15 protein-coding genes are annotated in these 14,509 nt (G+C 62.4%); 2 read left to right on the forward strand and 13 right to left on the reverse strand.

Annotated elements, in window-relative coordinates:
• Positions 1–74: 74 nt before the first annotated feature.
• From ntrC to dusB, 3 genes are read right to left on the reverse strand one after another with little or no spacing between them, the layout of a single operon-like run.
• The gene (ntrC, locus tag OHD62_RS16620) at positions 75–1,535 is read right to left on the reverse strand and encodes a nitrogen regulation protein NR(I) (protein ID WP_263783948.1); all 1,461 of its coding nucleotides are present in this window, start codon (positions 1,533–1,535) and stop codon (positions 75–77) included.
• Entirely contained in the window at positions 1,532–2,674 is a 1,143-nt protein-coding gene (locus OHD62_RS16625; protein WP_263783949.1) for a two-component system sensor histidine kinase NtrB, read from the reverse strand. The genes ntrC and OHD62_RS16625 overlap by 4 nt, the downstream gene beginning before the upstream one ends.
• Positions 2,671–3,714 (reverse strand): tRNA dihydrouridine synthase DusB, encoded by a 1,044-nt coding sequence (dusB, locus tag OHD62_RS16630; protein ID WP_263783950.1) that lies wholly within the window; start codon positions 3,712–3,714, stop codon positions 2,671–2,673. Before dusB ends, OHD62_RS16625 begins: the two co-directional genes overlap by 4 nt.
• Positions 3,715–3,909: 195 nt before the next feature.
• Here dusB and OHD62_RS16635 point away from each other — a divergent pair, with 195 nt between their 5' ends.
• Both OHD62_RS16635 and OHD62_RS16640 read left to right on the forward strand, forming a co-directional pair.
• Positions 3,910–5,139 (forward strand): bifunctional 2-C-methyl-D-erythritol 4-phosphate cytidylyltransferase/2-C-methyl-D-erythritol 2,4-cyclodiphosphate synthase, encoded by a 1,230-nt coding sequence (locus OHD62_RS16635; RefSeq protein ID WP_263783951.1) that lies wholly within the window; start codon positions 3,910–3,912, stop codon positions 5,137–5,139.
• Complete coding sequence (locus OHD62_RS16640) at positions 5,136–5,618, forward strand: CinA family protein (protein ID WP_263783952.1); 483 nt, start codon at positions 5,136–5,138, stop codon at positions 5,616–5,618. Before OHD62_RS16635 ends, OHD62_RS16640 begins: the two co-directional genes overlap by 4 nt.
• Before the next feature lie 3 nt (positions 5,619–5,621).
• Here OHD62_RS16640 and OHD62_RS16645 read toward each other — a convergent pair whose 3' ends face one another.
• From OHD62_RS16645 to OHD62_RS16690, 10 genes are all read right to left on the reverse strand, one after another.
• Positions 5,622–6,077 (reverse strand): type II toxin-antitoxin system RatA family toxin, encoded by a 456-nt coding sequence (locus OHD62_RS16645; protein ID WP_263783953.1) that lies wholly within the window; start codon positions 6,075–6,077, stop codon positions 5,622–5,624.
• Between the two features lie 12 nt (positions 6,078–6,089).
• On the reverse strand, positions 6,090–7,055 hold the full coding sequence (lipA, locus tag OHD62_RS16650; protein ID WP_263783954.1) for a lipoyl synthase: 966 nt from the start codon (positions 7,053–7,055) through the stop codon (positions 6,090–6,092).
• Between the two features lie 137 nt (positions 7,056–7,192).
• Positions 7,193–7,450, reverse strand: a complete 258-nt coding sequence (locus tag OHD62_RS16655; RefSeq protein ID WP_263783955.1) for a GlsB/YeaQ/YmgE family stress response membrane protein — start codon at positions 7,448–7,450, stop codon at positions 7,193–7,195.
• Positions 7,451–7,552: 102 nt separating this feature from the next.
• Positions 7,553–8,998, reverse strand: coding sequence for a dihydrolipoyl dehydrogenase (lpdA, locus tag OHD62_RS16660; protein ID WP_263783956.1), 1,446 nt, complete (start codon positions 8,996–8,998; stop codon positions 7,553–7,555).
• A gap of 19 nt (positions 8,999–9,017) precedes the next feature.
• Positions 9,018–9,656 (reverse strand): SGNH/GDSL hydrolase family protein, encoded by a 639-nt coding sequence (locus tag OHD62_RS16665; RefSeq protein ID WP_263783957.1) that lies wholly within the window; start codon positions 9,654–9,656, stop codon positions 9,018–9,020.
• Positions 9,653–10,078: a hypothetical protein gene (locus OHD62_RS16670; RefSeq protein WP_263783958.1), complete on the reverse strand. Its 426-nt coding sequence runs from the start codon at positions 10,076–10,078 to the stop codon at positions 9,653–9,655. The genes OHD62_RS16665 and OHD62_RS16670 overlap by 4 nt, the downstream gene beginning before the upstream one ends.
• A 15-nt stretch (positions 10,079–10,093) precedes the next feature.
• Entirely contained in the window at positions 10,094–11,482 is a 1,389-nt protein-coding gene (locus OHD62_RS16675; protein ID WP_263783959.1) for a pyruvate dehydrogenase complex dihydrolipoamide acetyltransferase, read from the reverse strand.
• A gap of 18 nt (positions 11,483–11,500) precedes the next feature.
• The gene (locus tag OHD62_RS16680; protein ID WP_263783960.1) at positions 11,501–12,886 is read right to left on the reverse strand and encodes a pyruvate dehydrogenase complex E1 component subunit beta; all 1,386 of its coding nucleotides are present in this window, start codon (positions 12,884–12,886) and stop codon (positions 11,501–11,503) included.
• A gap of 15 nt (positions 12,887–12,901) precedes the next feature.
• On the reverse strand, positions 12,902–13,942 hold the full coding sequence (gene pdhA / locus OHD62_RS16685; RefSeq protein WP_263783961.1) for a pyruvate dehydrogenase (acetyl-transferring) E1 component subunit alpha: 1,041 nt from the start codon (positions 13,940–13,942) through the stop codon (positions 12,902–12,904).
• A gap of 194 nt (positions 13,943–14,136) precedes the next feature.
• On the reverse strand, positions 14,137–14,460 hold the full coding sequence (locus OHD62_RS16690) for an FtsB family cell division protein (RefSeq protein ID WP_263783962.1): 324 nt from the start codon (positions 14,458–14,460) through the stop codon (positions 14,137–14,139).
• Positions 14,461–14,509: the final 49 nt, after the last annotated feature.

Raw genomic sequence — 14,509 nt, forward strand, 5'->3', positions numbered from 1 at the left:
TTGTGGCGATTATGCAACAACTGTGACCTGGACGGAAATCTTTCGGCGATTGATCCCCGGAAAAACGGGGGGCTCTACACTTGCTTGGACGATTTGTAGACGTTGACACCGAGTTCGCGGATCTTCTTGCGCAGCGTGTTGCGGTTCAGGCCCAGCAGTTCCGCGGCCTTGATCTGGTTGCCACGGGTCGCCGTCATCGAGGCCAGGACCAGCGGATATTCGACCTCGGAGAGAATGCGCTGATAGAGGCCGGCGGGCGGCAAGTCGCCGGCAAAGGAAGCAAAATAGCGCTGCAGGAAATGTTCGACCGCCTGGCCGATGGACAGATCATCGGGAATAAGGTTGCCGCCGCCGGGAACGACCGGCCGCTCGCCGGTCTTCAGTTCGGCCTCGATGATCTCGGCGGAGATCTCGTCCTGCGAGTAAAGCGCCGCCAGCCTGCGGACGAGATTTTCGAGCTCGCGCACATTGCCTGGCCAGGGATAGCGCTTCATCAGCTCGATGCCGCCGGTGGAAATGCGCTTGGTCTGCAGGCCTTCGCTGGCGCCGATCTTGAAGAAGTGCCGGACGAGGTCGGGAATATCCTCGGAGCGCTCGCGCAGCGCCGGCAGCCTAAGCGGCACGACATTCAGCCGATAGAACAGATCCTCGCGGAAAAGCCCCTGGTTGATCAGCGTACGCAGATCCTTGTTGGTGGCTGCGACGATGCGCACGTCGGTCTTGATCGGCGTGCGGCCGCCGACGGTGGTGTATTCGCCCTGCTGCAGCACGCGCAGCAGGCGCGTCTGCGCTTCCATCGGCATGTCGCCGATCTCGTCGAGGAACAGCGTGCCGCCCTCGGCCTGCTCGAAGCGGCCGGTGGAGCGGTTCTGTGCGCCGGTGAAGGCGCCCTTCTCGTGCCCGAACAGTTCCGATTCGATCAGGTCGCGCGGGATCGCCGCCATGTTAATCGCGACGAAGGGGCCACCGCGACGGCGGCCATATTCGTGCAGCGCGCGTGCCACCAGTTCCTTGCCGGTGCCCGACTCGCCTGAAATCATCACCGTGAGGTCGGTCTGCATCATGCGCGCCAGCATGCGGTAGATGTCCTGCATGGCCGCCGAGCGGCCGACCAGCGGCATTGTTTCCGGCGGCTCGTCCGCCCGCGCATCGATCTTCGGCCGCCTGGGCTCCGACAGCGCCCGGTTGACGATGTTGAGAAGCTCGGTCAGGTCGAACGGCTTCGGCAGATATTCATAGGCGCCGGTTTCGGACGCGCGAATGGCGGTCATGAACGTGTTCTGGGCACTCATGACGATGACGGGCAGCTCAGGCCGCGCCTTCTTGATGCGCGGCAGCATGTCGAAAGCATTTTCGTCGGGCATCACCACATCGGTGATGACGAGATCGCCCTCGCCGGCCGCCACCCAGCGCCACAACGTGGACGCGTTGGAGGTCACACGCACCTCATGGCCGACGCGCGAAAGCGCCTGATTGAGGACTGTGCGGATGGCCGCATCGTCGTCGGCGACCAGAATATTGCCGCGAACCGTCATTTGCGGTCTCCTTCGCCATCATCGTCGGTGCCGAGCGACGTTTCCTTCCAGGCCGGCATCAGAATGCGGAACGTCGTGCCGCGCGGCGTCGAATCGCATTCGATGATGCCGCCATGCTCACCAACGATTTTCGCAACCAGCGCCAGGCCAAGTCCCGACCCGTTCGGCTTGGTGGTGATGAAGGGGTCGAACAGGATCGGCAGGATATCTTCCGAAACCCCTGAGCCATTGTCGCGCACGCAAAATTCCAGCGGCAGCGATACACGGTCCTGCGTTCCCGGCACGGAAACACGAATGCCGGGCCGGAACGCCGTCGACAGCATAATTTCCCCTTGTGGGTCGCTGCCTATGGCCTCCGCGGCATTCTTGACCAGGTTGAGGAACACCTGGATGAGCTGGTCGCGATTGGCGAAGACCGGAGGCAAGGAAGGATCATAATCCTCCAATATCTTGATTTTCTTGGCAAAACCGTTTTTGGCAATAGCCTTCACATGGTCGAGCACGACATGGATGTTGACGGGATAACGGTCGATCGGTCGCTCGTCGGAAAACACTTCCATGCGATCGACCAGCGAGACGATCCGATCGGTCTCGTCGGTGATCAGCCGAGTCAGCGCGCGATCCTCGTCGGAAGCCGACAGTTCAAGCAGTTGGGCAGCGCCCCTGATGCCGGAAAGCGGGTTCTTGATCTCGTGGGCGAGCATGGCGGCAAGCCCGGTCACCGAACGCGCGGCGCCGCGATGCGTCATCTGCCGGTCGATCTTATCTGCCATCGACCGTTCCTGGAACATGACAACGACTGAGCCCGGAAATTCCGGCACCGGCGCGACATAGAGGTCGACGACCTTCTCGATGCCGAGGCGCGGTGACGACACATCGACCCGGTATTCGTTGACCGGTGCCCGGCGCTCGCGCACCTGGTCGACGAGCGTCAGCAACGGGCTGCCGAAGGGAACGAGCTTGGACAATGTGTTGCGGGCGAGCATGGTCGCGCTCGAGCGGAAGAAATCCTCGGCATCGGCATTGGCGAAGATGATGAAGCCTTCGGGATCGACCATGATCACGGGACGGCGGATGGTGTTGAGCACGATGTGGGCGGCGTCCGCCATGTCCGTATTCCGTGCCGCGGGCGCGCTCATGCCGCGCTCCGCAGCTTGACCGGTTCCGCAATGCTTCGGAACACGTCGCGCAACTGAGCAATGACCTGTGCCGGCTCGAAAGACGTAAGGATCACCTTGCGCTGGTCGGGGGCGGCACTAGGGGCGTGGCGGTCGAGATACCAGCCAAAATGCTTGCGCGCCTGGCGCAAGCCGCTTTCCACGCCGTAGAGCGCCAGCATGTCCTCGTAATGGGCAATGACGTAGTCGGCGAGCGCTTGCGGGCTTGCGGGAATGCCGGATGCCGTTTCACCAGCTGCCGTCGCCGCTATGCTGCCAGCCATCCAGGGCGCGCCGTAGTGCGCGCGGCCGATCATCACCGCATCGGCGCCGGACTGCTCGATGATTATGGCTGCCTCTGCCGGCGAGCCGACATCGCCATTGGCGACGACTGGGATCGACACAGCCTGCTTGATGCGGGCGATAGCGCGCCAGTCGGCCTTGCCCTGGTAGAACTGGCAGCGGGTGCGGCCATGCACCGTTACCATGCTGACGCCTGTTTGCTCGGCGCGGCGCGCCAGAACCGGTGCGTTGAGCGCGCTTTCATCCCAGCCGAGCCGCATCTTGACCGTGACCGGCACCTCGACGGCGCCGACCACCGCCTCGATCAGCGACAGCGCATGGTCGAGATCGCGCATCAGCGCCGAGCCGGCATAGCCCCCCGTCACCTTCTTGGCCGGGCAGCCCATGTTGATGTCAATGATGTCAGCGCCCTCGCCGGCAGCGATTCGCGCGCCCTCGGCCATGTGCGCGGCCTCGCGGCCGGCAAGCTGGACCATGTGGACCGGCAATCCGGAATGGCGGATGCGCAGACCACAACCGGCTCTGCCCCTGGTCAGTTCGCCGCTCGCCACCATTTCGGACACGACCAGCCCCGCGCCATGCGCGTGGGCGCGTTGCCGGAACGGCTCGTCTGATATGCCCGACATCGGCGCGAGAAAGACGCGATTGCGGATCGTCACGCCGCCGACGTCGAGCGGGGAAGCCAATTTGGTCAAGTCAAGTTTGGTCACGTCAGGCATGCACAAAAACCAAGCATGTTCGATTACTGCACATTCTCTAGCCATAATGGCGGCAATGTGCAACGCGGAATGACGCCACATTAAGGCGCATTTGGGAAAATGCTGGCCTTCGCTACAAGCAGCCTTTGGAACTGACGCACGATCTTTTCCGAAAACCGATTACACTTTTCGGGATCGTGCGCTAAGCCTCTCGCCATGACAGACGCAAGTGAAAAACCAGCCGACGCGGCAAACGACAAGGTGGGTGTGGTCATCGTCGCCGCCGGACGCGGCGCGCGCGCTGGACAGGCCGACGGACCGAAGCAGTATCAGCGCATCGGTGGCCGCGCCGTCATCGCGCGCACGCTGGAGACGTTTCTGGCGCACCCGAAAACAGGCCCCGTCGCCGTCGCCATTCATGCCGACGACCGCGACCTCTTTCGTCAGGCGGCGGGCGCCGATGCCGACCGGGTCATCGCCGTGATCGGCGGCGTGTCGCGCCAGGCCTCGGTCCGGCTTGGGCTGCTGGCGCTGCGGGACTATGCGCCGGGCCGGGTTCTGGTCCACGATGCCGTGCGCCCCTTCGTAGACGCGCCCCTTATTGACCGCACCATCGAAGCCATCGGCGAGCGCCAGGGCTCGCTGCCCGCTTTGCCAGTCGCCGATACGCTGAAACGCGAGTCGGCTGCCGGTATGATCGAAGAGACCGTCTCCAGGACCGGACTTCATGCCGCGCAGACACCGCAAGGTTTTCCGTTCTGGCCGCTTCTGGCTGCCCATGAGAAGGCCCATCATCTGGGCAAGGCGGACTTCACCGACGATGCCGCGATCGCCGAATGGGCGCATATTCCGGTGAAGATCGTTGCGGGCTCGCCGGACAATGTCAAACTCACCTGGGCAAGGGATATTGCGATGGCCGATCAGCGGCTCTCTGGCGAACAGCCGCGTTTTCCGGATATCCGTACCGGCAATGGCTACGATGTTCACGCGTTCGAACCCGGCGACCACGTCACGCTCTGCGGCGTCGCCATCCCGCATGACAAGAAACTGTCCGGCCATTCGGATGCCGATGTCGGCCTGCACGCACTGACCGATGCCTTGCTCGCCACTTGCGGCGCCGGCGACATCGGCACGCATTTCCCGCCGTCGGATCCGCAATGGAAAGGTGCTGCCTCGCGGATATTCGTTGAACATGCGGCGAAACTGGTACGCGAGCGTGGCGGGCGCATCGCCAATGCCGATATCACGCTGATTTGTGAGGCGCCGCGCGTCGGCCCGCATCGCACGGCGATGACCGCGACGCTTTCGGCAATGCTGGGAATCTCGCCGGACCGGATCTCGATCAAGGCGACAACCAACGAAAAGCTTGGCTTTGTCGGACGCGAGGAAGGCATAGCGGCCATCGCAACCGCCAGCGTCGTGTTTCCCGGCGATGTCCCCGCATGAGCAACACCGATCTCGCAAACGCTTTGCTCCAGGCCTGCCAGCGGCACAGTATCATGTTGGCGACAGCCGAAAGCTGCACCGGCGGCATGATCATCGCCGCGCTTACCGACATCGCCGGCTCTTCCGCCGTGGTCGACCGCGGTTTCATCACCTATTCCAATGAAGCCAAGATGGACATGCTCGGCGTTGCCGCCGGCACGCTTGAAGCGCACGGCGCTGTCTCGCGCGAAACGGCGCTCGAGATGGCGACGGGTGCATTGGCCCGCTCGAGCGCCGGGCTCGCCCTCGCCGTCACCGGCATTGCCGGCCCGGGCGGCGGCTCGGCGGAAAAGCCCGTCGGGCTTATCTGGTTCGGCGTCGCCGTGGCGGGCCAACCTGTTGTCGCCGAACGCCAGCTGTTTGCCGACAACGGCCGCGATTTCATCCGCCGCGAGACCGTCAGGCACGCGCTGGAATTGGGCCTGCGCGCGCTCGCCTGAAACTCAGGCCGATGTCGCGCCATAGATGACATCGGCACGCTTCTCGAAGGCCTCGGAGAACATGCGAAAGGCACGGTCGAACATCGTCCCCATCAGCGCCCCGAGAATGCGGCTCTTGAACTCATAGTCGATGAAGAAATGGACCTCGCAGCCATTATCGGCCGGGTCGAAGCGCCAGACATTGCTGAGATATTTGAACGGGCCGTCGATGTATTTGACGTCGATGGTGTTCTCGTCGGGCTTCAACAGCACCTGCGTGGTGAAGGTCTCGCGGATCGCCTTATAGCCGATGCTCATATCGGCAAGGAGAACCGTCCGGCCATCGCGCTCCTTGCGTGAGCGCACCGTCAGCGCCTCGCACAGCGGCAGGAATTGCGGATAGGTCTCGACATCGGCGACCAGTGCGAACATTTGCTCCGGCGAATGAGAAACCCGGCGGGTGGCTTCGAATTTCGGCATGAAACCAGCGCGTTAGGCTGATTTCTTGAGGAACGCTTCGCGCGCCGCGCGCAGCCTGGCGAAATCGTCGCCGGCATGATGCGACGAGCGTGTCAGCGGGCTCGACGCCACCAGCAGGAAACCCTTGGTCTTGCCGATCGTCTCGAAGGACTTGAATTCCTCCGGCGTGACGAAACGGATCACCGGGTGGTGTTTCTTCGACGGCTGCAGATATTGGCCGATGGTCATGAAGTCGACATTGGCCGACCGCAGATCGTCCATCAGTTGCAGGATCTCGTTCCGCTCCTCGCCGAGCCCAACCATGATGCCGGATTTGGTGAAGATCGACGGATCGAGCTCCTTGACCCGCTGCAACAGCCGGATCGAGTGGAAGTAGCGCGCACCCGGTCGCACCGTCAGATAGTTCGAGGGCACGGTTTCGAGATTGTGATTGAACACGTCGGGCTTGGCCGCCACCACGATCTCCAGCGCGCCTTCCTTGCGCAGGAAGTCTGGCGTCAGGATCTCGATCGTCGTCGAAGGCGTCGCCGCGCGGATGGCGTGGATAACCTCGGCGAAATGCCGTGCACCGCCATCGGCAAGGTCATCACGGTCGACAGAAGTGATGACCACGTGGCTCAGACCCATCTGCTTGACCGCATGCGCGACACGCGCCGGCTCGTCGGGATCAAGTGCGGTCGGTATACCGGTAGCCACATTGCAGAAGGCGCAAGCGCGCGTGCAGATCTCGCCCATGATCATGAAGGTGGCGTGCTTCTTTTCCCAGCACTCGCCGATATTGGGACAGCCGGCCTCTTCGCACACCGTCACCAATTTGTGCGATTTCACGATTTCGCGCGTTTCGGCATAGCCTTTCGACATCGGTGCCTTGACGCGGATCCAGTCGGGTTTGCGCAGCACGTCCTGATCAGGCTTGTGCGCCTTTTCGGGGTGCCGCAGGCGCGGCGCGTTGGCAATCGTGTCGAGGACGGTGACCATCTGAAACCCGGTTCATTTGCGACCACCGCTCCGGCGTTCGCTTTCCACAAGTCATCTAGGACTTTTTAGCGCAAAGAAAAAGGCTGCGGCGGCGCATGCCGCCACAGCCGTTTTCGCATGGCAAGAGTTGAAATCAACTAGCGGCGCACCAGACGTCCTACCCAGATCAGCAGGCAGGCGCCGATGAAGCCGGTGATCAGATAGGCGATCCAGCCCGCGCCGAAGGCACCGATATTGAGCGCCTGCAGGATGGCATTCAGCACGATGGCGCCAACGATGCCGAGAACGATGTTCATGAAGATTCCGGTGTTGCTCTTCATGAACATCTCGGCGAACCAGCCTGCCAGCCCTCCGATGATGATGGCTGCGATCCAGCCCACGCCATTCACGTCCATATGCCCACTCCTCTGCTGACGGGTGAAAATGCATTCGGAAACGAACTACCTTGCGTTGAGTTCCCCGGGCGCTTGCCTGTCGAGTCTCACCTGGCCAATTTATCATGCGTTCAGCGCGCGGCCATAGGCGTCGAGCACGCTTTCCTTCATCATCTCGGACAGCGTCGGATGCGGGAAAATGGTGTGCATCAGCTCTTCCTCGGTGGTCTCCAGATTCATCGCGACGACAAAGCCCTGGATCAGCTCGGTCACCTCGGCGCCGACCATATGCGCGCCGAGCAACTGGCCGGTCTTCTTGTCGAAGATGGTCTTGACGAAGCCCTGGTCCTCGCCGAGCGCGATGGCCTTGCCGTTGGCGGCGAACTGGAAGCGGCCGACACGGATGTCCTTGCCCTCGGCCTTGGCCTTTGCTTCGGTCAGGCCGACGGAGGCGACCTGCGGATTGCAGTAGGTGCAGCCGGGGATCTTCAGCTTGTCCGTGGCATGCACGCCGGGGAAATTGGCGATCTTTTCGACGCAGACCACGCCCTCGTGCTCGGCCTTGTGGGCGAGCATAGGCGGGCCGGCGACATCGCCGATGGCATAGATGCCGGGGACATTGGTCTTGCCATAGCCGTCGACGACGATGCAGCCACGTTCGGTCTTCACACCGAGCGCTTCAAGGCCGAGATTTTCGATGTTGCCCTGCACGCCGATGGCCGAGATCATCCGCTCGGCGATGATCTTCTCGACCTTGCCGTCCTTCATCTCGACATGGGCGGTGATCGAGTTGGCGCCCTTCTCGACCTTGGTCACCTTGGCCTCGAGGATGATCTTCATGCCTTGCTTCTCGAACTGCTTCTGCGCGAATTTCGAGACCTCGGCGTCCTCGACCGGCATCACCGCCGGCAACAGCTCGACCACGGTCACCTCGGCGCCCATGGTGCGGTAGAAGGAGGCGAATTCAATGCCGATGGCGCCGGAGCCCATCACCAGCAGCGATTTCGGTATCTCTTTCGGCACCATCGCCTCGAAATAGGTCCAGATCAGCTTTCCGTCCGGCTCGATGCCGGGCAGAGCGCGCGGTCTGGCGCCAGTGGCCAGGATGATGTGCTTGGCCGTGTAGGTGCCCTCGCCCTTGACGCCCTTCGGCGCCGGTGGCTGCGGCTCCATCGGCTTCTTGGCCGTCTTGGAAACGACGATCTCGCCGGGTTTTGTCAGCTTGGCCTCGCCCCAGATGACGTCGACCTTGTTCTTCTTCATCAGGAAGGCAACGCCGCCATTGAGCCTGAGCGAAACCTTGCGCGAGCGGTCGACCACGGCTGACGTGTCGACGCTGACCTTGCCGTCGAGCTTCAGGCCATAGTCCTTCAGATGATCCGAATAATGCATGATCTCGGCCGAGCGCAGCAGCGCCTTGGTCGGGATGCAGCCCCAGTTGAGGCAGATACCGCCGAGATGCTCGCGCTCGACGATCGCCGTCTTGAAGCCGAGCTGGGCGGAACGCACCGCCGTGACATAGCCGCCGGGGCCGGAGCCGATGATGATGACGTCGTAGTTCTCAGCCACGGATTTTCTCCTTGATTCCCTAGAGTTCCAGCATGACGCGCACGAGCGGCGCCAGCGCTGCGCCTATTTTTCGAGTGTTCTCGGCGTCGAGATGGACGCCGTCGAGCGGCGTGGTCTCGGCCACCGAGCCCGCGTCGAAGAAGCCGCAGCCGGCTTCATCGGCAAGGGCGGAATATTGCACTGCCAGCCGCTTCGAAGCCTCATCGCCGCCGGCGAACATCTCCTTGAATTCGGCATTGTCGGTGCGGCTGACCGCGGGCGGCGCAACAATCAGGATCTGCGGCGCCGGCCAATCGAAGGGGTAATCGTGGCCGCGCACAATATCGATCAAGCGCTGGATGCCTTGCTTGGCCGCGACCGGATTGCCGTGGATCCACGGCTTCATGTCGTTGGCGCCGAGCATGATGACGATGAGGTCGATCGGCGCATGGCTCGTCAGGATCGTCGGCAGAACTCTCGCGCCGTTGCGGTCGGCTCCGGCCAGATGGTCGTCAAAGGCCGTGGTGCGGCCGTTCAGGCCCTCGGCGATGACTTCCACACCGCCGCCCAGCGCCTTCCCCAGCACGCTCGGCCAGCGGTCTTCGAGCGGGTGGCGGTCGAGACTTGCCGCGTCATAGCCCCAGGTCAGCGAATCGCCATAGCAGAGAACTGTTTTCACGCGCTTGCCCCGCTCCTGCCAAAACCTGCCTGCGAGCGCCTTGCGCGCCAGCCCACGAACAACCACTGGACCAGCACAGTGGCGATGCCGGGCAGAACGAGACCGGCGACAACCCTGAGATCGCTCGACCACTGGCTCCTGCCCGGCGGCTGGGAGAAAGTCCAGGCGATCAGGCCAAGCCCGACAAGCACGAAAAGCGCGATTGCGCACAGGGCCGTCAGACCTATGGCCCTTTGCGCATCCGACATGAACTGCGCAATGAAAAACGCGACCGTCACCAGGATGGTGACGAGAGCCGAGATCATGAAGACAAGGATGTACTCGACATCAGCGTCGGTGGCGACGGCGAGCCCTTGCGCCACCAGCCCGCCGGCCAAACCGGAAAGGACGAAGGCAAAAAGGCTGGTGAAGAATCTCCGCACCGCCTTCTTCCCTCTCTAGACCAGCATGCCCATCGGGTTTTCGATCATGCGCTTGAAGGCGACGAGCAGTTCGGCGCCAAGCGCACCGTCGACGGCGCGGTGATCGGTCGACAGCGTCACCGACATGATGGTGGCTATTTTGATCTCGCCATTCTTGACCACAGCGCGCTCCTCGCCGGCACCGACAGCCAGGATCGTCGCATGCGGCGGGTTGATGACGGCGGCAAAGTCCTTGATGCCGAACATGCCGAGATTGGACACTGCCGTGGTGCCGCCCTGGTACTCTTCCGGCTTCAGCTTGCGGCTGCGGGCACGACTGGCAAGGTCCTTCATCTCATTCGAAATGACGGACAGCGTCTTTTCGTCGGCGCGCCGGATGATCGGCGTGATCAGTCCGCCCGGGATCGATACGGCAACGCCGACATCGGCATGCTTGTGCTTGACCATGGCACTGTCGGTCCAGGACGCGTTGGCGTCCGGCACCGCCATCAGCGCCATCGCCATCGCCTTGATGACCATGTCGTTGACCGAGAGTTTGTAGGCGGGCGCCTCACCCTTGTCGGTCTTCTTCATCGGGGCTGCAGCGTTGATCTGCGTGCGCAGCGCCAGCAGCGCGTCGAGCTCGCAGTCGAGCGTTAGGTAAAAATGCGGGATCGTGCTCTTGGCCTCGACCAGGCGGCGCGCGATCGTCTTGCGCATATTGTCGTGCGGGACAAGGTCATAGGAGCCTTCGGCGAACAGTTTCAGCACCTGCTCGTCGGACATGGCTTTTGGCGCGGCAGCAGGAGCCGCCGGAGTACCAGCGGGCGCGGCTTTCGCGGCTGGCGCCGCCTTGGCGCCGCCGGAAGAAATCGCCGCGTCGACATCGGCTTTGACCACGCGGCCATGCGGGCCGGAGCCCGTCACCGCCGAGACGTCGACGCCCGCTTCCCTGGCGATGCGGCGGGCAAGGGGCGAGGCAAAGGTGCGTTCGCCGCTTGCATGGCCATTGCCAACCGGAGCCGTCTTGGGCGCCGGTGCGGCGGCAGGTTCTGCCTTTGGCGCCTCCGGCTTCGGTGCTTCCGCCTTCGGTGCTTCAGCTTTCGCGGCGTCTGTTTTTGGCGCCTCGGCCTTTGCCGGCGCGGCATTGCCGCCACTCTTGGCGGCGGCACTTGCATCCTCGCCCTCGGCCGCGAGCACGGCGATCAGCGCGTTGACCTTGACGCCTTCGGTGCCGGCCGGAACGACCAGTTTGGCAACGGTACCCTCATCGACCGCTTCGACTTCCATCGTCGCCTTGTCGGTCTCGATCTCGGCGATCACGTCACCCGGCGAGACCTTGTCGCCTTCTTTGACCAACCACTTGGAAAGATTGCCCTCTTCCATCGTGGGCGAGAGCGCCGGCATGGTGATGTTGATTGGCATATCTTCCTCCCGCCTTGCTCAGCGATATGTGACGGCTTTGACCGCCTCGACGACCTCGCCGACATTGGGCAATGCCAGTTTTTCGAGGTTCGCGGCATAGGGCATCGGCACGTCCTTGCCGGCAATGGTGATGACCGGCGCGTCGAGAAAATCGAAGGCGCGCTGCGACACCTGATTGGCGATATGGTCGCCGACAGAGTTCTGCGGGAAACCCTCCTCCACCACCACCAGACGATTGGTCTTCTTGACCGAAGCGATGATGGTGTCGAAATCGAGCGGCCGGACGGTCCTGAGGTCGATGATTTCGGCATCGATGCCCATGCCGCGCAATTCGGCCTCGGCTTTGACCGCATAAGTCATGCCGATGCCGAAGGAGACGATGGTGACGTCCTTGCCCGGTTTGTGGATGCGCGCCTTGCCGATCGGCAGCACGAAATCGTCCAGCTTCGGAACTTCGAAGGAGTGACCATAGAGGATTTCGTTTTCAAGGAAGATGACCGGGTTCGGGTCGCGGATCGCGGCCTTCAGCAAGCCTTTGGCGTCGGCGGCCGTATAAGGCATCACCACTTTCAGGCCGGGGATGTGGCTGTACCAGGCGGCGTAGCATTGCGAATGCTGGGCGGCGACGCGGGCGGCCGCACCGTTGGGTCCACGAAAGACGATCGGGGCGCCCATCTGGCCACCGGACATATAAAGCGTCTTGGCGGCGGAGTTGATGATCTGGTCGATCGCCTGCATGGCGAAGTTGAAGGTCATGAACTCGACGATCGGCTTCAGGCCGGCCATCGCCGCGCCGACGCCGACGCCGGCAAAGCCATGCTCGGTGATCGGCGTGTCGACGACGCGCCGATCACCGAATTCCTGCAGCAGCCCTTGCGTGATCTTGTAGGCGCCCTGGTATTCGGCGACCTCCTCGCCCATCACGAAGACGTCTTCGTCGCGACGCATTTCCTCGGCCATCGCATCGCGCAACGCCTCGCGTACCGTAGTCGAGACCATTTCGGTGCCGGCCGGGATGTCCGGATCGGCGGCGATTTCGGTCTTTGGAGCAGCAGCAACAGGTGCCGCCGCCTCGCTCTTGGCCGCAGCAGGCGCCGGCGCTGCTTTTTCAGCTTCGGGAGGCTCTTCGCCGATGCCTTCGCCAGCCTCGTCGATGTCCTCGCCATCAACCGCCAGCACGGCGATCACTGCGTTGACCTTGACGCCTTCGGTGCCAGCGGGAACCACGATCTTGGCCAGCGTGCCTTCGTCAACGGCCTCGACTTCCATCGTTGCCTTGTCGGTCTCGATCTCGGCGATCACGTCACCGGCGACAATCTTATCGCCTTCGTTCTTCAACCATTTGGAAACATTGCCCTCTTCCATGGTCGGCGAGAGAGCGGGCATGAGAATTTCGATCGGCATGTCCTTGCCCTCCCGTTACAATACGATGTCGGTCCAGAGCTCGGACGGATCCGGCTCCGCGTCGTTCTGGGCAAATTCGGCGGCGTCGGCAACGATGTCGCGGACCTCCTTGTCGACGGTCTTGAGCTCGTCCTCGGTAGCCCATTTCTTGTCGAGCAGCCGCGCCTTTACCTGCTCGATCGGGTCATGCTCGGAGCGCATCTTCTGCACTTCTTCCTTGGAGCGGTACTTTGCCGGATCCGACATCGAGTGGCCGCGATAGCGGTAGGTCTGCATTTCGAGGATCAGCGGCCCGTTGCCGGCGCGGCACCATTCGGTGGCGAGGTCGCCGGCGGATTTGACCGCACGCACATCCATGCCGTCGACCTGGATGCCGGGAATCTTGAAGGAGGCGCCACGGTGCGAAAAGTCGGTTTCGGCCGAGGACCGCGAGACGGAAGTGCCCATGGCGTAGCGGTTGTTCTCGATGATGTAGATCACCGGCAGCTTCCACAGCGAGGCCATGTTGAAGCTTTCATAGACCTGGCCCTGATTGGCGGCGCCGTCGCCGAAATAGGTCAGCGAGACATTGTTGTTGCCGCGATAGCGGTTGGCGAAGGCCAGGCCCGTGCCGAGCGACACCTGCGCGCCGACAATGCCGTGACCGCCGTAAAAATGCTTCTCCTTGGAGAACATGTGCATGGAGCCGCCCTTGCCCCTGGACAGGCCGCCACGGCGACCGGTCAGCTCGGCCATGACGCCGCGCGGCGACAATTCCATCGCCAGCATGTGGCCGTGGTCGCGGTAGGCGGTGATCATCTGGTCGCCATCGACCAGCGCCATCTTCATGCCGGTGACAACAGCTTCCTGGCCGATATAGAGATGGCAGAAGCCGCCGATAAAGCCCATGCCGTAGAGCTGGCCGGCCTTTTCCTCGAAGCGGCGGATGAGCAGCATGTGCCGGTAGGCGGCAAGCTCCTCGTCCTTGGTGAAGTCAGCGGGCTTCGGGGCTGAAAGTCCTGACGATTTGCCGTCGGATCTCGATTTGGCAGGCGCTTTTCTGGCGGCGGTGGCCATGCATCACTCCCTGTTGCGTCTCTTTGTGGACATTTGAGCAAGATGAAATCTGCTCTGAGGGAGATCAGTCCTCCCCACCGATTTGAAGGAAGCTAACACGCGAGAATAGGTTTCGCCATGCTGAAAAACGCATGGCTGGCATGCATCTAAGCGATTAAAATCGTTGAAAATATCGGCGATTAACTGGAATCTAGTTATCTAGTCGACGACGGCAGCATGATGGTGATTTCGTCGGTATGGGACAGATTGAGCGCCTTGCGCGCCTGCTCGTCGAGCATGTCCTTTTCCAGCGTGCCTTCGTGCATGAGCTGGACACGGCGTTGCAGATCGATCCGACGTGCCTTGACGGCATCGAGCTTGCCCTGCAGGTCAACGGTTTGGGCTTCGAGCCGGTACTTGGAATAGATGCCGAATTCGCCGTGATAGGCGTGGAAACCGAAATAGGCCAGGAACGCCACACAGAGCGAGGGAATGATCAGCCGACCGGTGTTTCTCTGCTTGTGCTGGCGTGTCCACATGTCCAAATCCTCTGCCCTCCTTTCTCGCTCCATTGTGCTTAATGGACGG

Origin of the sequence: Mesorhizobium sp. YC-39, from assembly GCF_025753795.1 — a bacterium.
Lineage (GTDB): Bacteria > Pseudomonadota > Alphaproteobacteria > Rhizobiales > Rhizobiaceae > Mesorhizobium.